General features: G+C 71.0%; 13 protein-coding genes and 2 pseudogenes. 10 read left to right on the top strand and 5 right to left on the bottom strand.

Annotated elements, in window-relative coordinates:
• Window positions 1–114: 114 nt before the first annotated feature.
• Window positions 115–1,709, top strand: a pseudogene (locus tag ACWGJB_RS22095) (NHLP bacteriocin export ABC transporter permease/ATPase subunit); the annotation flags it as partial.
• A 4-nt stretch (window positions 1,710–1,713) separates the two neighbouring features.
• On the opposite strand, the gene ACWGJB_RS22100 reads toward ACWGJB_RS22095, so the two are convergent.
• Complete coding sequence (locus tag ACWGJB_RS22100) at window positions 1,714–2,244, bottom strand: SRPBCC family protein (RefSeq protein ID WP_453381833.1); 531 nt, start codon at window positions 2,242–2,244, stop codon at window positions 1,714–1,716.
• A gap of 154 nt (window positions 2,245–2,398) precedes the next feature.
• Between ACWGJB_RS22100 and ACWGJB_RS22105 the strand changes: the two genes are divergently transcribed.
• Window positions 2,399–3,157, top strand: coding sequence for an IclR family transcriptional regulator (locus ACWGJB_RS22105; RefSeq protein ID WP_453381834.1), 759 nt, complete (start codon window positions 2,399–2,401; stop codon window positions 3,155–3,157).
• 93 nt (window positions 3,158–3,250) lie between these two features.
• Entirely contained in the window at window positions 3,251–4,432 is a 1,182-nt protein-coding gene (locus ACWGJB_RS22110) for a PP2C family protein-serine/threonine phosphatase (protein ID WP_453381835.1), read from the top strand.
• Window positions 4,433–4,439: 7 nt separating this feature from the next.
• Here the strand turns inward: ACWGJB_RS22110 and ACWGJB_RS22115 are convergent, their stop codons facing one another.
• Window positions 4,440–4,874, bottom strand: a complete 435-nt coding sequence (locus tag ACWGJB_RS22115) for an ATP-binding protein (RefSeq protein ID WP_453381836.1) — start codon at window positions 4,872–4,874, stop codon at window positions 4,440–4,442.
• A 194-nt stretch (window positions 4,875–5,068) separates the two neighbouring features.
• On the opposite strand from ACWGJB_RS22115, the gene ACWGJB_RS22120 reads away from it, so the two are divergent.
• The 5 genes from ACWGJB_RS22120 (at window position 5,069) to ACWGJB_RS22140 (ending at window position 10,646) form a co-directional block, all read left to right on the top strand.
• The gene (locus ACWGJB_RS22120; RefSeq protein WP_453381837.1) at window positions 5,069–5,836 is read left to right on the top strand and encodes an IclR family transcriptional regulator; all 768 of its coding nucleotides are present in this window, start codon (window positions 5,069–5,071) and stop codon (window positions 5,834–5,836) included.
• Between the two features lie 48 nt (window positions 5,837–5,884).
• Window positions 5,885–7,414, top strand: a complete 1,530-nt coding sequence (gene glpK, locus ACWGJB_RS22125) for a glycerol kinase GlpK (protein ID WP_453381838.1) — start codon at window positions 5,885–5,887, stop codon at window positions 7,412–7,414.
• A gap of 111 nt (window positions 7,415–7,525) precedes the next feature.
• The gene (locus ACWGJB_RS22130) at window positions 7,526–8,134 is read left to right on the top strand and encodes a flavin reductase family protein (RefSeq protein WP_453381839.1); all 609 of its coding nucleotides are present in this window, start codon (window positions 7,526–7,528) and stop codon (window positions 8,132–8,134) included.
• 408 nt (window positions 8,135–8,542) lie between these two features.
• Complete coding sequence (locus ACWGJB_RS22135; protein WP_453381840.1) at window positions 8,543–10,048, top strand: MFS transporter; 1,506 nt, start codon at window positions 8,543–8,545, stop codon at window positions 10,046–10,048.
• Between the two features lie 214 nt (window positions 10,049–10,262).
• Window positions 10,263–10,646 (top strand): STAS domain-containing protein, encoded by a 384-nt coding sequence (locus ACWGJB_RS22140; protein ID WP_453381841.1) that lies wholly within the window; start codon window positions 10,263–10,265, stop codon window positions 10,644–10,646.
• A gap of 133 nt (window positions 10,647–10,779) precedes the next feature.
• On the opposite strand, the gene ACWGJB_RS22145 is transcribed toward ACWGJB_RS22140, so the two are convergent.
• On the bottom strand, window positions 10,780–11,202 hold the full coding sequence (locus tag ACWGJB_RS22145; RefSeq protein WP_453381842.1) for a subtilase-type protease inhibitor: 423 nt from the start codon (window positions 11,200–11,202) through the stop codon (window positions 10,780–10,782).
• Between the two features lie 323 nt (window positions 11,203–11,525).
• Here ACWGJB_RS22145 and ACWGJB_RS22150 point away from each other — a divergent pair, with 323 nt between their 5' ends.
• Window positions 11,526–12,056 (top strand): hypothetical protein, encoded by a 531-nt coding sequence (locus ACWGJB_RS22150; RefSeq protein ID WP_453381843.1) that lies wholly within the window; start codon window positions 11,526–11,528, stop codon window positions 12,054–12,056.
• Between the two features lie 227 nt (window positions 12,057–12,283).
• Window positions 12,284–12,496 (top strand): annotated as a pseudogene (locus tag ACWGJB_RS22155) (cytosine permease); the annotation flags it as partial.
• A 26-nt stretch (window positions 12,497–12,522) separates the two neighbouring features.
• On the opposite strand, the gene ACWGJB_RS22160 reads toward ACWGJB_RS22155, so the two are convergent.
• Complete coding sequence (locus ACWGJB_RS22160; protein WP_453381844.1) at window positions 12,523–14,154, bottom strand: RICIN domain-containing protein; 1,632 nt, start codon at window positions 14,152–14,154, stop codon at window positions 12,523–12,525.
• Window positions 14,155–14,621: 467 nt separating this feature from the next.
• A complete protein-coding gene (locus ACWGJB_RS22165) occupies window positions 14,622–14,999 on the bottom strand; it encodes a toxin Doc (RefSeq protein WP_453381845.1) in 378 nt (125 codons plus the stop codon).
• Between the last annotated feature and the right edge of the window lie 2 nt (window positions 15,000–15,001).

The raw sequence follows: 15,001 nt of genomic DNA on the forward strand, positions 1-15,001 counted from the left end.
CCGCGCCCCCCCCCCGGCGGGGGGGGCCGGGGCGCGGCGGGGGGGCCCCGGGGGCCCCCCCGGGGGGGGCGCCGCGGGGGGGGGGGGGCCCCGGCCCCCCCCCCCCGGGGCCCCCCCCCCCCCCCGGCAAGGTGCTGGGCGAGTACGTACCGAAGGCCCAGACGAACCTGATCGTGCAGGTCTGTCTGGCGGTGATGATCAGCGCGGTGGTGTCGGCGGCATTCACGCTCCTGGAGAACCTCACCATCCTCCGCCTGGAGGGCCGGATCGAGGCCACGCTCCAGCCGGCCGTCTGGGACCGGCTGCTGCGGCTGCCGACGAGGTTCTTCACCCAGCGCTCGACCGGTGAGCTGGCCAGCGCGGCGATGGGCATCAGCGCGATCCGCCGGCTGCTGGCGGGCGTCGGCCCGGTGGTCGCCCAGTCGGTGACGGTCGGCGCGATGAACCTGGGCCTGCTGTTCTGGTTCAGCGTCCCGATGGCGCTGGCGGCGCTCGGCATGCTCGTCGTCATCGGCGCGCTGTTCCTGGGGCTCGGGCTGTGGCAGGTGCGCTGGCAGCGCCGGCTCGTGGTACTCGGCAACAAGCTGAACAACCAGGCCTTCCAGACCCTGCGGGGCCTGCCCAAGCTGCGGGTGGCGGCGGCCGAGAACTACGCCTACGCGGCCTGGGCGGGCGAGTTCGCGCGCAGTCGTGAACTCCAGCAGAAGGTGGGAAGGATCAAGAACCTCACCTCCGTGCTGGGTTCGGTGTACCTCCCGGTCTGCACCCTGCTGATGTTCATGCTGCTCGCCGGCCCGGCGAAGGGCGCCATGGACGCGGCGGCCTTCCTCACCTTCAACACGTCGGTGACGATGCTGCTCACCTCGGTCACGCAGCTGACCGGTTCCTTCGTGTCGGCGGTGGCCGCGCTGCCGCTGTTCGAGGAGATCAAGCCGGTCCTGGAGGCCGCCCCCGAGGTGCGCACCGCCAGCACCCGCCCCGGCCCGCTGTCCGGCGGCATCGAGGCCCGCCGGCTCTCCTTCCGGTACTCCGACGACGGTCCGCTCGTCCTCGACGACGTCTCCTTCGAGGTACGGCCGGGCGAGTTCGTGGCGATCGTCGGCCCCAGCGGCTGCGGCAAGTCGACGCTGCTGCGGCTGCTGATCGGCTTCGACAAGCCGGTCTCGGGGAGCGTGCTGTACGACGGCCAGGACCTGGGCGCGCTCGACCAGTCCGCGGTGCGCCGGCAGTGCGGGGTGGTGCTCCAGCACGCGCAGCCGTTCACCGGCTCGATCCTGGACGTCATCTGCGGCACCGAGCCGTACACGCCCGAGGAGGCGATGGCGGCGGCCGAGATGGCGGGCCTCGCCGAGGACATCAAGCGGATGCCTATGGGGCTGCACACGATCGTCGCCGGGAGCGGGGCGATCTCGGGCGGCCAGCGGCAGCGGCTGATGATCGCCCAGGCGCTGATCCGGCGGCCCCGCATCCTGTTCTTCGACGAGGCCACCAGCGCCCTGGACAACGACACCCAGCGCACGGTCATCGAGAGCACCCGCAAGCTGAACGCCACCCGGATCGTGATCGCCCACCGGTTGTCGACGGTCATGGACGCCGACCGGGTGGTCGTCATGGAGGACGGCAAGGTCGCCCAGCAGGGCCCGCCGGCCCAGCTGCTCGCCGACACCGGCGGGCGGCTGCACGAGCTGGTACGGCGGCAGCTGACGTGACCGGTCAGGCGTCGAGGCCGGGGATGGGGGCGCCGGAGGGGATCCCGGCGTCCAGATAGGCGTCGTAGAACTCCCGCCAGTCGGCCGCGTCCTCGGAGTGCGGGCCGGCGTGTCCCTCGCCGCGGGCCAGGGCGTCGAGGGCGAGCAGGCACACCTCCCAGCCGGCGCCGTTGCGGGCGGCCGCGTTCTCCTCGGCCAGCACCTGGGTCAGGGTGAAGCGGGTGCGCTTCTCCTCCAGCGCCTCGAGGTCGAAGCGCAGTTCGTCGCCGCCCCAGGTGAAGGACAGGTACCGCGGTTCATCGGCGGCGAGCACCGTGCCCGTGGCGTTCGCCTGGCGGGGGTCGCCGCTGAACCGGACGGTGCCGCCGTCGCGCGGCTCGATGTCGAGACGCGACGGGAACCAGTGGGCAGACTCGTCCGGGTCGGTGACAAACCACCAGACGCGCTCGGCGGGGTGGTCGTAGGTACGGGTAAACCGGACGGCGGGGCGACCGTCGTCGAGGGTGAGATAGGTGCCGGTGACTTCGGCGGCCATGGGGATCAGTCCTTCGAGGAGTGTGCGGTCGCTTTCGTATTCCCGCTCTGACCTGCGGGTAACACCCCCAGCCCGGACCGCGTGCGGCGCCTCGCCGCCGTCGTGTGCTGATCCCTGCCTTGCCCGTGCCGCCTGCCCGGCGCAGTCTGGTCCCATGGGCGCTCACGATGGCCCCACTCTCATCGCATCCGTGCAGCGGGCCCTGCGCCTGCTGGAGGCGGTGAGTGCGCACGAGAACGGCGCGCCGGCGAAACAGCTGGCACGCGAGACGGAGCTGCCCCTGGCCACCGCCTACCACCTGCTGCGCACGCTGGTGCACGACGGGTACGTGCGGAAACTGGATGACGGCGGCTTCATCCTGGGCGACAAGGTGGAGTCCCTGTATTCGGCGGGCCACGCGCAGACGCAGCTGAGCCGGGTCCGTCCGGCGCTCGCCGCCCTGCGGGACGAGCTGTCCGCTGCCGCCTACCTCACCTTCTACGAGGACGGTGAGATCCGGGTCGCCGAGATCGTGGACGGCCCCCGTACTCCGCGGGTGGATCTGTGGGTGGGGTTCGAGGACGCCGGTCATGCCACCGCCCTGGGCAAGTCCGTGCTGCGCGAGCTGGACGCGGATGCCCGCCGGGACTATCTCTCCCGGCACCACCTCCCCGATCTCACACCGCGCACGATCACCAGTGTTCCGGAGCTGCTGCGCAGGATCGAGTCGTCCCCCTCGGCGCCGGCGGTCACGGACCTCGAGGAGTACGCGCTCGGCACGGTGTGCGTCGCCGTTCCCGTGTACTGCGGGGACATCCTGGGCTCGCTCGGAGTCTCTCTGCCGGTGGAGCGGCAGGCCCAGTTGCGGGAGATCCCGGCGCGCCTGCTCCCGATCGCGAGCCGTGTGACGAGGAGTCTCTCGTTCACTATCTGAAATTCCGCTCCTTGTGGCTGCCCACGCCCAGCCCGTTTGCTTGATGAAACGGACATTCCGGATGCACATCAGGTGAGGACTGCGGACGAAAACATGAGCCAGGCCCCCCATCACGACGGCGACCACGCGTCGATGCGGCTGTTCGGGCACCGTATGGCCGGTGCCCGGGGACCGGGGCGCCGGCGTGCCACCGGGCAGCCGGTGCCGGGACTGTCCCTGTTGCCGGTTCTGGTCATCGCCGTCGTCGTGCTCGTGGACAACACCGGAGGGGCGGGGATGATCTGGCTGCCCCTGCTGGCGGCGGGGCCCGCGCTGGCCGCCGCCACCAACGGGCCGCGCGGTGTGCTCGGCGTCGGATTTCTCGCCGTGGCACTGGGCTCGACGCTGGGTATGGAGCAGAACGTTCCGGCTGGTGAGGTGGCGGCCGTACTGTCCGCCCTGCTGGCCGTCACCGCGGCGAGCGCCCTGGCCAGCGGGCTGCGTCGCCGCCGGGAGCGCGTGCTCGCCGCCGTACGCTCGGTCGCCGAAGCCGCCCAGCACGCACTGCTCCAGCCCGTCCCGGAGACCGTCGGCCCGTTCCAGGTGGCCGTCCGGTACAGCGCGGCGGCGGCGGAGGCCCGGATCGGCGGGGACCTCTACGCCCTGGTGTCCACCCCGCACGGCATCCGGCTGATCGTCGGCGACGTGCGCGGTAAGGGGCTGCCCGCGGTGGGGACCGCCGCACTCGTGCTCGGAGTGTTCCGCGAGGCCGCTTACGACGAGCCCGACCTGCTGGCCGTCGTCGGCAGGATCGAGCGCAGCCTGGCCCGCAATCTCGGCCCGGACGACTTCGTCACCGCCGTGGTCGCCGGATGCCCCCGGTCGGGCCACCTGGAGGTCGTCAACTGCGGACACGCTCCCCCGCTGCTGATATCAGCGGCTGGAGACGTCACGGCGGTGGAATCCGCTCATCCCGCGCCGCCGCTCGGGCTGCGCGCCCTCTCGGGCGAGGTGCCCCGCCTCCAGCACCTGTCCTTCACGGTGGGAGACCAGCTGCTGCTCTACACCGACGGGGTCACCGAGGCCCGCGATCACGCTCGCGAGTTCTATCCGCTGGCCGAAGGCGTGGCCCGTCATGTGTCGGAGGACCCGGCACACATGCTCACCGCGCTCCACAACGAGCTGCTGACCCACGTGGGCGGGCGGCTGCACGACGACGCCGCCCTGCTCCTGCTCCGCAAGCAGACCGCGGACGGCCAGATATCCGTGCCGACCCCGGCAGAGGCCGCGCTCTAGAGGTGCTCTAGAGGCTCTGTCCCGGGGCGATGTCGGCCCACCGGGTGGTCCCGCCGGGGTGGACATGTATCCCATGACGGGTCGCGAGGGCGTGGACGATCGTCTCGCCGCGGCCGTGCTCGTCCGGGTCGACCCCGGCGGGGCACCACCCCGAAGGGAGCGCGGGCCCCGCGTCGGATACCTCGATACGCAGGGTGCGAACACCGTCACCTGGTACCCAGGACAGCCGCAGCACGGCCGGGGGGCAAGCGTGAATGATCGCGTTGGTCACCAGTTCGGACACCACGAGCAATGCGTCCTCGACGATCTCGGCAGACACGTTCCAGTCGGCGAGTACGGCCGCCGCACGTCGGCGCACGGTCGAGACAGCCCCGGCGACGGGCGGTACCGGACACACGTGTTCGTATACCGGCCTAAGGAGCGCCTTGAGTTGTACCGCCATGGTCTCTCCCGGTGGTCTGTCTACCGGTACGGCGTCATATGTCCACGCATTCCGGCCTCATTGCAAGCTAAGGACTCAAACCGGGGCGGTCAATGAACGGCGGTCGCCATTACCGAACGCGGATCTTCCCGATGCCGCGGCGGCGGCCTCCCGCACGTGAAGCGAAGCGTCCGTCACGGTAATAGGCTCGCTTCATGGCCGGCCCAGTCCAGTCGATCGAACGGGCGGCGGCGATTCTGCGCCTGCTCGCCGGCGGCCCCCGCCGACTGGGGCTCGGCGAGGTGGCGGCCTCGCTCGGGCTCGCCAAGGGCACAGCCCACGGCATTCTGCGCACGCTCCAGCACGTCGACTTCGTCGAGCAGGATGCGGCGACCGGGAAATACCAGCTCGGAGCCGCACTGCTGCACCTCGGCACCAGCTATCTGGACATCAACGAGCTGCGCTCCCGCTCCCTCAACTGGGCCGATGCCCTCGCGGCCCGCAGCGGGGAGTCGGTCCGCCTGGGGACACCCCTGGAAGGCAGCGTGCTCGTCGTCCACCACGTGTTCCGGCCGGACGACACCTTCCAGACCCTGGACGTGGGCTCCCTGCTGCCGCTGCACGCCTCCTCGCTCGGCAAGGTACTGCTGGCCTACGGGACGGCGACGATCGAGCCCGACCGGCAGCCGGGGCTGGAGACCTACACCCGGCACACCCTGGCCAATCGCGACCAGCTCGCCCGCGCTCTCGCCGAGGTCCGGGAACTCGGCTGGGCCGCCGAGATCCAGGAGATGACCATGGGCGAGGCCGGGCTCGCCGCGCCGATCCGAGGTCACGGCGGCCTCGTCGTCGGCGCCATCGGGCTGTCCGGGCCGGTCGAGCGGATCTGCGACAGCCAGGGCCGGCCCCGGCAGAGTCTGATCACCCTGACCCGTGATGCCGCGCGGGCGATCTCCAAGGATCTGGGAGCCGCCCGCTGGTAGCAGGCCTGGCCGGCCGCCACATCGCCCCGTCGGAAGGCAGACCCGATCATGGCTGAACGGTATGTAATGTCCATCGATCAGGGCACCAACTCGACCCGATGCATCCTGTTCGACCACCGCGGCCGACTGGTCTCGGTCGCGCAGAAGGAGCATCAGCAGCACTTCCCCAGGCCCGGCTGGGTCGAGCACGACGCCGTCGAGATCTGGCAGAACCTGCGGCGCATCGGACCCGAGGCGCTGGGCGGCGCGGGTGTCGACACGGGGCAGATTGCCGCCATCGGCCTGGCCAACCAGCGCGAGACGACCGTGCTCTGGGACCGGCGGACCGGGGCCCCGCTCGGCCGGGCGATCGTCTGGCAGGACACCCGCACGGCGCCGCTGGTCGAGGAGCTGAGGCAGCGCCCCGGCGAGGAGTTCTTCCTGGAACGGTGCGGTCTGCCGCCGTCGACCTACTTCTCCGCGCTGCGCATCCGCTGGCTGTTCGACCACGTCAAGGGTCTCGAGCAGCGCGCCGCGAACGGCGAGGTGCTGTGCGGAACGATGGAGAGCTGGCTGATCTGGAACCTCACCGGAGGGGCCGACGGCGGCCTGCACATCACCGACGTCACCAATGCCAGCCGCACGATGCTGATGAACATCCGCACGCTCACCTGGGACGAAGAGTTGCTGGCCTTCTTCGGGGTGCCCCGCTCGATGCTGCCTGAGATCAGGTCTTCCGCCGAGACCTACGGCGAAGCCCGCTCGCTCTTCCCGGGTGTCGCCATCACGGCCACGCTCGGCGACCAGCAGGCCGCACTCTTCGGCCAGACCTGCTTCTCCCCGGGCGAGGCGAAGTGCACGTACGGTACGGGCAGCTTCCTGCTGCTCAACACCGGCAGCGACATCGTGCGGTCCCGGCACGGACTCCTCACCACCGTCGCGTACAAGATCGACGACCAGCGGCCGGCCTACGCCCTGGAAGGGTCGATCGCCGTCACCGGAGCACTCGTCCAGTGGTTCCGTGACCGCCTGGGTCTGATCAGCAGCGCTCCGGAGATCGAGACCCTGGCGCGGACGGTCGAGGACAACGGCGGCTGCTACATCGTCCCCGCCTTCTCAGGCCTGTTCGCGCCGCACTGGCGCAGCGACGCACGCGGCGTCATCGTCGGACTCACCTCCTACATCACCAAGGGACACCTGGCGCGCGCGGTCCTGGAGGCCACCGGATGGCAGACACGTGAGGTCGTCGACGCCATGAACGCCGACTTCCCGGTCGCCCTCCAGCAGCTCAAGGTGGACGGGGGCATGACCGCGGACAACCTGCTCATGCAGTTCGTGGCGGACGTGCTCGACGTGCCCGTGGTGAGGCCCATGGTCGCCGAGACGGTCTCCCTGGGCGCGGCCTACGCTGCCGGGCTCGCCGCGGGCTACTGGCCGGACCTGGAAGTGCTGCGTCACAACTGGCACCGGGCCGCCCAGTGGCTGCCCGACATGGACCCCGAGCGGCGGGAGGAGGAGTACGCCGACTGGCTGCGGGCCGTCGAACGGTCCCTGGGGTGGGCCCGCCCGCCGCGATCTGCCGACCCGGGCCCGCCGTGACCGCCGTCCCCCGGGGTTCTGTAGCTACGCGACTCGGTCGCCGTCGCATGTCCCACGACACGCGTATGCCAATTGCGGTACGCCCACGCCCGCCGGTCGGATACTCGCTCCATGCGTGTGGACTACGCCCCTGGGGCGATGAGCAGCACGGAATTTTACAGGTTCCTGACATCGGTCGTCATTCCGCGGCCGATCGCCTGGGTGTCCACGATCACACCGGACGGAAGCACCGAGAACCTGGCCCCGCACTCCTTCTTCAGCATCGCCAGCACCGATCCCCCGATCGTCCAGTTCACCTCGATCGGCCGGAAGGACTCCCTGCGAAACGTCGAGGACACCGGGGAGTTCGTCGTCAACTTCTCGTCCGAACCGCTCCTGCCGCTGATCAACGCCACCGCCACCGACTTCCCTCGCTCCGTCAGCGAATTCGACACGGCGGGCATCGAGCGCGAGGCCAGCAGGTGTGTGAGTCCGCCGAGAGTGGCAGCAGCCCATGTGGCCCTGGAGTGCCGTTCGCACACCACCCTGCGCATGGGCAACTGCACCCTGGTCTTCGGCCGGGTACTCCATGCCGTGGTGGACGAGGACTACCTCGCCAACGGCCGCCCCAGCAGCGAGTTGCTGCGTCCGCTCACCAAACTCGGCGGCGATGAATGGGGCACTCTGGGCGAGGTCCTGCACCGGAACCGCATCCCTTACGAGGAACCCGGCACCGACTGAGCGGGGGATGACGGACGGAGCCGGGTGGCGCAGGTGATCTCGCGCCCACGCCGCTGCCGAACACCAGGGTGCGGCCGGCGGCCAGGGCCGTGATGGCCGGGCGCGTGTCCGCCGCCTGTTCGCCCGCGGCCGTCCGGGTGCCGTCGCGGCCGGTGCTCCCGCCCGCGTCGCCGATCATCAGCAGCGCCGGAACGGCGCCCCGCACCTCGCAGTAGAGCTCCGCGGCGTCGATCGCGAGCCTGCCGTAACCCTTGATCGACTTCTACCCTCTGCGAAACGTTGCCGTTTCGCTGAAACTGGTTTACTGTCGATGTGTACGAAACCGTTTCGTTCGCGGCCGGGGGACGGCCGTCGCGCCGAAGCGGTTTCCCGGTAAATCCCGAACGGCTTCCCTGGAGTGGTTCCCCCATGTCTGAGAAGACTCTGACCGACGACGTCCGCGTCGGTGCCCCGGCGGCACCGCCCGCCGACGCCTCCTCCAAGCGGTGGTGGATCCTCGCGGTCATCGCCGTCGCCCAGCTGATGGTGGTGCTCGACGCCACCATCGTGAACATCGCCCTGCCGTCGGCCCAGGCCGACCTCGGGTTCTCCGACGGCAACCGGCAGTGGATCGTCACCGCGTACGCCCTCAGCTTCGCCTCCCTGCTGCTGCTCGGCGGACGCATCGCCGACCTGTTCGGCCGCAAGACCGCCTTCCTCGTGGGAGTCGTCGGCTTCGCCGCCGTGTCGGCGCTGGGCGGTGCCGCGAACGGCTTCGGGATGCTGGTCACCGCACGCGCCCTGCAGGGCGCCTTCGGCGCGCTGCTCGCCCCGACCGCCCTCTCTTTGCTCAACACCACGTTCACCGACGCCCGTGAACGGGCCCGGGCGTTCAGCGTCTACGGCGCCATCGCCGGCGCCGGCGGCGCGGTGGGTCTGCTGCTCGGCGGTGTCCTGACCGACACGTTCGACTGGCGCTCGACGCTGTACGTGAACGTCGCGATCGCCGTCGTCGCCTTCGCGGGCGGTATGGCGCTGCTGCACAACCACCGCGACGCCGGGAACTCCAAGCTGGACGCGCCGGGCACGGTCCTGGTCGCCGCCGGTCTGTTCTCGCTGGTCTACGGCTTCTCCAACGCCGAGACGCACGACTGGGGTTCGCCGCTGACCTGGGGCTTCCTGCTCGCCGGCGTCGTGCTCCTTGCGGCCTTCGCCTGGTGGCAGACCAAGGCCAAGTACCCGCTGCTGCCGCTGGGCATCCTGCTGGAGCGCAACCGGGCCGCCTCGTTCCTCGCCGTGCTGATCTCCGCGGGCGGCATGTTCGGCGTGTTCCTCTTCCTCACCTACTACCTGCAGTTGAACCTCGGCTTCAGCCCGACGAAGACCGGTCTGGCGTTCCTGCCGATGATCGGCGCCCTGATGGTGACCGCGCAGGTCGGCACCCAGGTCCTGGTGCCGCGGATCGGCCCGAAGGCGGTTGTCCCGCTGGGCTTCGCGGTCTCCGCGCTCGGCATGGCCTGGCTGACCGGGATCGACGTCGGCTCCAGCTACGTCAGCGCGGTGCTGCCGCAGCTGATCGTGACCGGCCTCGGCCTCGGCCTGGTCATGCCGGCGTCCATGCAGCTGGCCACGGGCGGGGTGACGGCCGACGAAGCGGGCGTCGCCTCCGCGACGGTCAACGCCATGCAGCAGGTGGGCGGTTCGATCGGTACGGCGCTGCTCAACACGCTCGCGGCGAGCGCGGCGACGGACTACCTGGCCGGGCGGGACGCGACCAGCAAGCTCGTACAGGCCAAGGCGACGATCGAGAGCTACACGACCGCGTTCTGGTGGTCGGCCGGCATGTTCGCCGCGGGCGCGGTGATCGCCTTCCTGCTGTTCCGCAAGGGGGTGCCGCAGCAGGACGCGGACGCGGCACCGGTCGTTCACATGTGACGTGAACTTCTCGGAGCCGCCGAAGACCGAGGGGTCGCCGTCAGCAGGGAGACGGCGGCCCTTCGCCTTTCGCAAAGCGCTGCCAGTCAAGCCATTTGAGAGAAATTCACCGGGTCGAGTGAACCTGATCTTGCGCCGCCCGCATCAGGGATGGCAGGCGCCCTCGACGGGTACCAACCGGTCCCGTACGCGCCCTGTACCAGGGGGAGCAGAGATGACGCCGGAAGCGGACGAACCCGGGCTGCCCGCCGCCAACTCCTGTGCGCGCAGCCGCCGGTGCGGGACGTATCTCGTCGTCGAGGTCTTCGGCGAGGTGGACATCGCCACCGAGGATCTGGTCGCCGGGCATCTGCTCGCGGCCACCGCCGGGACCGAGCCGGATGTCCTCGTCGATCTGCGGCGGCTGGACTTTCTCGACTGCTCGGGGCTGCGGGTGCTGTGCCGGGCCGAGACGCGGGCCAGGGAGCGGGGCGGGCGGCTCCGACTGGTGTGCGAGGGGCCCCGCATTCCGCGGCTGCTCAGGGCCTCTGGTCTGCTGGGGCGATTTCCGCCGCTCCCCGGGCTTCCCCGGGACGGGAGCGCGGGGGCGCGGCGGTGATGCCGGGGGTCGGCGGGCAGCCCCACACTGCCCGCCGGCCCCCGGTGCGAGATCGCAGGTTCCCCGTTCCAGGGGCCGCACTCCCCAGTTGCGGACCTGTTCCGGCAGTCACGAGGACCGTGCGATCCCGGGCTCAGAAGGAGAAGACGCTGACGCCGTAGGCGTCCCTCATGCACTGGTTGCCGAAGGTGCGTTCATAGGAGACGCGCTTGCCTTGCCAGACGCCGTCGACCGTGACGACGACGGGGTCGTAGAGCTTGGTGCACCACACGTCGGTTCTGGGCGCCAGGGCGTCGAAGTCGCCGCCGGCGCCGCTCAGTTCGGCGCAGGCCTGGGCGGCCGCCGGGTGGGTGCCGGACGCGGCGGGGGCGCAGTTCAGGGTGACGGCGCGCTCGGGTGTGGCGGTGGCCGCGTCAGTGCCGTGGCCGGTGGTGAGCACCAGGGCCGAGGGCGCGTAGAGCGAGCTCGGGGCGGCGACGGCGGCCCCCGTCAGGGGTCCGCAGACGGCGGCGGCCGTGAGGCCGAGGGTCGCTGCCCAGCGCGCGGTGGTTCGCATTGTGTGCATCCTTCCGCTTGATTCGACGGGTGCCGCCCACGACCCGGTGGGTGCCGGGGCGGCGGGCGCCACTCTGCCGAGTCCGCAGGCGAAACACACATCCAACCCACAGGTTTCAGTAACCTTGCGTATTGAATCAGTGGCGTGAAGTCACGGAGTTCACGCGCGTCGACCGCCCAACGGAGCGGTTCTTGATCGCCCGAAACAGCCGGATGGCCGGTTCTCATCGCCTCGTTAATCGTCCTGAAACATTCCGCTTCCGCTGTCGGCGGACTTCTCCGCAAGCCCTTGTCTTTGCGATGCAACGGAGTAATCGTCATTACATGATTACTCAAGAGCAACGAGAGAAGCTGCGCGGCTGGTTCGCCGGCCGGCTGCCCGACGACCTGTTCGAGGAACTGGTCGAGGTGACGGTGGACCGCGAGGAGATCACCGTCGTCGGGCGCATCCCCGGGCCCAAGCTGGCGGACGGTGTCTCGGACGCCGAGCGGGAGGCCGCCGTGGAGGGCCGGATCCAGGAGTTCCGGGAGCGCACCCGGGAGACCCGGATCGGGGTGGCCCAGGAGGCGGAGCACCAGTTCCGCCGCAAGGTGGCGTGGGGCGTGGAGTGCGCCGGGCAGCGGGCGCTGTTCACACACGTGGCCGCGCCGGTGATGACCCGGCTGCGCCAGCCCGAGCGCCAGGTGCTGGACACACTGATCGCCGGGGGTGTGGCACGCAGCCGCAGTGAGGCACTGGCCTGGTGCGTGCGGCTGGTCCAGAAGCACACCGACGACTGGCTGGCCGAGCTCCGCGACTCGCTGGAGCACGTCGAACGGGTCCGGGCCCAGGGACCGGACGCCGATCAGGACTGAGACCCTCCGGCGACGGCCGAATCATCCACTGCAGCCGCGAAAGCCGGATGAACAGCCCTCTGGCCGTCGACTTGACCCGGCTCCGGCGTCGGCGGAACCCCTCGGGGACGGCCTCCGGTCCGTCGCAGGCCCCGCGACACGGAACCCTCGGCCGTCCACCCGCCGCCGCGCCCCACCGCCGTTCCCCGCTGGAGCCCCCTCGTCCTCGCGGCACACGCAGCCTGCCTCGCCGCGCTGCCGGGGCCGCGTTCCTCTCGTGGATCGCCACGCCGCGGCCGTTCGTCGTCGGCCTGGCCACCGCGAGCATCATCGCCGCGAAGGCGCCGAAGTACGTCGGCCCGGCGACGCCGGACTTCGTCGGCGGGCTGCCGGCCATCTCCCCGGACCGGTCCTTCCTGCCGGTCTGTCCGCTCGCCCTGATCGGCGGCACGACAACCGGCCCGGCACGGCGTCTTGTGTGAAGCGTCTAGTTGCCGGAGAGTTCCGCCGGCTGGGCCGAAGGACCGCCGGTTCCGGCGATGGAGAGAGAGCCGGAGCTCTGGGACGGGGCCGGCGGGTCGGTCAGCCAGTGCTGGGCGCTGGAGCGGTCGCGGACCTTCACGACGATGTCGGCGCCCGCGTCCTCGCCGGCCGTGGCGAGGGCGAGGGTCTGGTCCCAGCGGGGCAGCAGCTCGCCCTGGACGGTGAGGTCGTAGCGCACGTCGTCACCGCGCTCGGTACCGGCGTCCGCGCAGGTGCCGAGGATGACCACTCCGCCGTCCGCGTGCGAGTCCAGGCACAGCCCGCGGTCGGCCACGCTGCGCAGCTCGCCGTCGTTCTGGTACGTCCATTCCTGGGTCGAGGAGGAGGAGCACACCGCCAGGACGACACTCGCCCCGGCCTTCGGCGCGCCGTTGATGTCCAGGCACAGCTGGGCGGCGACGTTGCGCAGCCTGGTCTCGTGGTCGGCGGCGGGCAGCCCGGCGGCCGTACCGGAGGTGGGCGTCGCCTCGGGGTCGGAGTCGCCGGGCACCAGGCCGGCGGAGGCCACGGCGTCGCTGCCGTCGCCGCCGCCCGACAACGCGCTGACCGCGAGGACGGAGGCCAGCAGGCCCGCCCCGGCGACACCGACGCTGGTCAGCAGCGTCTTCGACGACCAGGACCCCGGCGGACGGCGCACCGGCACGGTGATACGGGCCAGGATCCGGTTCCGCGCCGTCGCACGGCGGCGGCCGCCTCCGGAGCGCCGGGAGGAGGAACGGGTACGGGGCTCTCCCTCGCCGCCCTTGCGTCCCGGACGGGAGTCGAGGTACCGGCGGGCTCCCCAGCCGAGCACCGCTTCGACGAGCAGCGCCCCCAGACCGCCCTCGACCTGGCCGAGCTGTTCGGCGGCGGCCCGGCAGTACGGGCACTCCGCGAGATGCTGCTGGACATCCGGCAGCAGCGCGCCGCCCCGGCGCAGCGGAACGTCCAGCAGCCGGTTGTAGTAGCGGCACTCCTGGGACGGCGCGAGTTCCCGGTGGGCGCGGACACAGCCCTCCCGGAATTTCTCCCGGGCGTCTTCGAGCGCGGCCCCCGCGGTTGCCGTGTCCATGCCCAACAGACCGGCCGGTACGGTTATCGGTTCCGCCTCGACCTCGATGTGCCACAGCAGACTCTGGGCGAGCGCCGGAAGACCCAGGAATGAACGCTCCGCGAGGGTGCGGTTTTCCGGTGTCATGGACTTCGCGGCGCGCATACCGCGGCCGCCGGCAGGTTTCCCGAGGTCCGGAAGAACCTCCGATATTCGGTCCTCGGCGGACCAGTTGGCGACCGTGTCGCGGACGGAGACCAGCAGTCGGGGCCGGAGCGTGTCGGCACTCTCCCCCAGGGCCACCCGGTCGAGAACCTGGTGGAAGGCGGCGGCCGCGACCATGTGAGCGACGGGCCCGGAGGCGGCCAGACAGATGACCGCGTATTCCTGTACGGGGCGCCAGTGCCGGGCCATGAGCAGCGCGGCGGACCGGGAGGCCTCGATGTCGGATCCGGCGCGCAGCGGGGCGGCGAGGGACTCGTCGGACTCCCCGGCGTCACCGCCCGGCGGCGGATAGGGGGGTCGAGGCGGGTGGGGGGTGGGCACTGAGCGGATTCCTTTGGTGCGGTGGTGCGTACCTCTTCGGTGCGCGTACGGGGAGCGGGAATTGACCGGCATGGCGTCGGTCGCGTTCCCCAACTGCGGAATAGTTCCTGGCCATTACCCCCCGCGGGGATGTTTCACCCTCGCACAAGTCTCACACAAGCAACAAGGCGCCTGTACAACATCGACAGCATTGACAGAATGTCAGAAAGGCGGCCGTGGCCATTGTCCTGTCACGGCCGTATTCACTTTTACGCACACCCCGTGTGAACGGTGCACCCGCTCCGGTCCCGCGCGCACGCTCCCGGCCCATCCGTACGGGTAGTCCACTGGTGACCGGCCCTCCTCGTACGGCCCCGCGCAGAACGGCGGCTCTTCTGCGCGAAACAGGCCGCCGGCCCCGTTCCTCCCGCCCGTGGCCGGCGGCCCCCGAGGCGCCGGAGGCAGCCTTACCCGCAGGTCCGGGCGGGTCAGAGCTGCCAGGAACGGAGCCGGTCCGCCGCGGCGTAGACGTCGGCCTTGCCGTCGATCAGGTCGCGGGCGAGGTCGACGAGGGCTCCGTAAGGCGGGTCGATGCCCACGCCGCTGACGAACATGTAGGCCACGGCGGTCGCGCAGGCGAACCGCGCGTTGGCCGAGGGCAGCGGCTTGAGCAGGGCGAGGGTGTGCAGCAGGGCGGCGGCCCGCCAGGCCGGGTCGGAGTCCACACCGAGCCGGGGCGGGTCGACGCGGTGCCGGGCGACGGCGGCGACCAGGGTGGAGAAGTCGTCGACAGTGGGCTGGTCCGGCAGCACTTCCTCATGGCGCTGCAGGAGCCAGGGCACGTCGATATGGATGACCGGCGGCATGG

It is taken from the genome of Streptomyces sp. NPDC054813, from assembly GCF_053611365.1.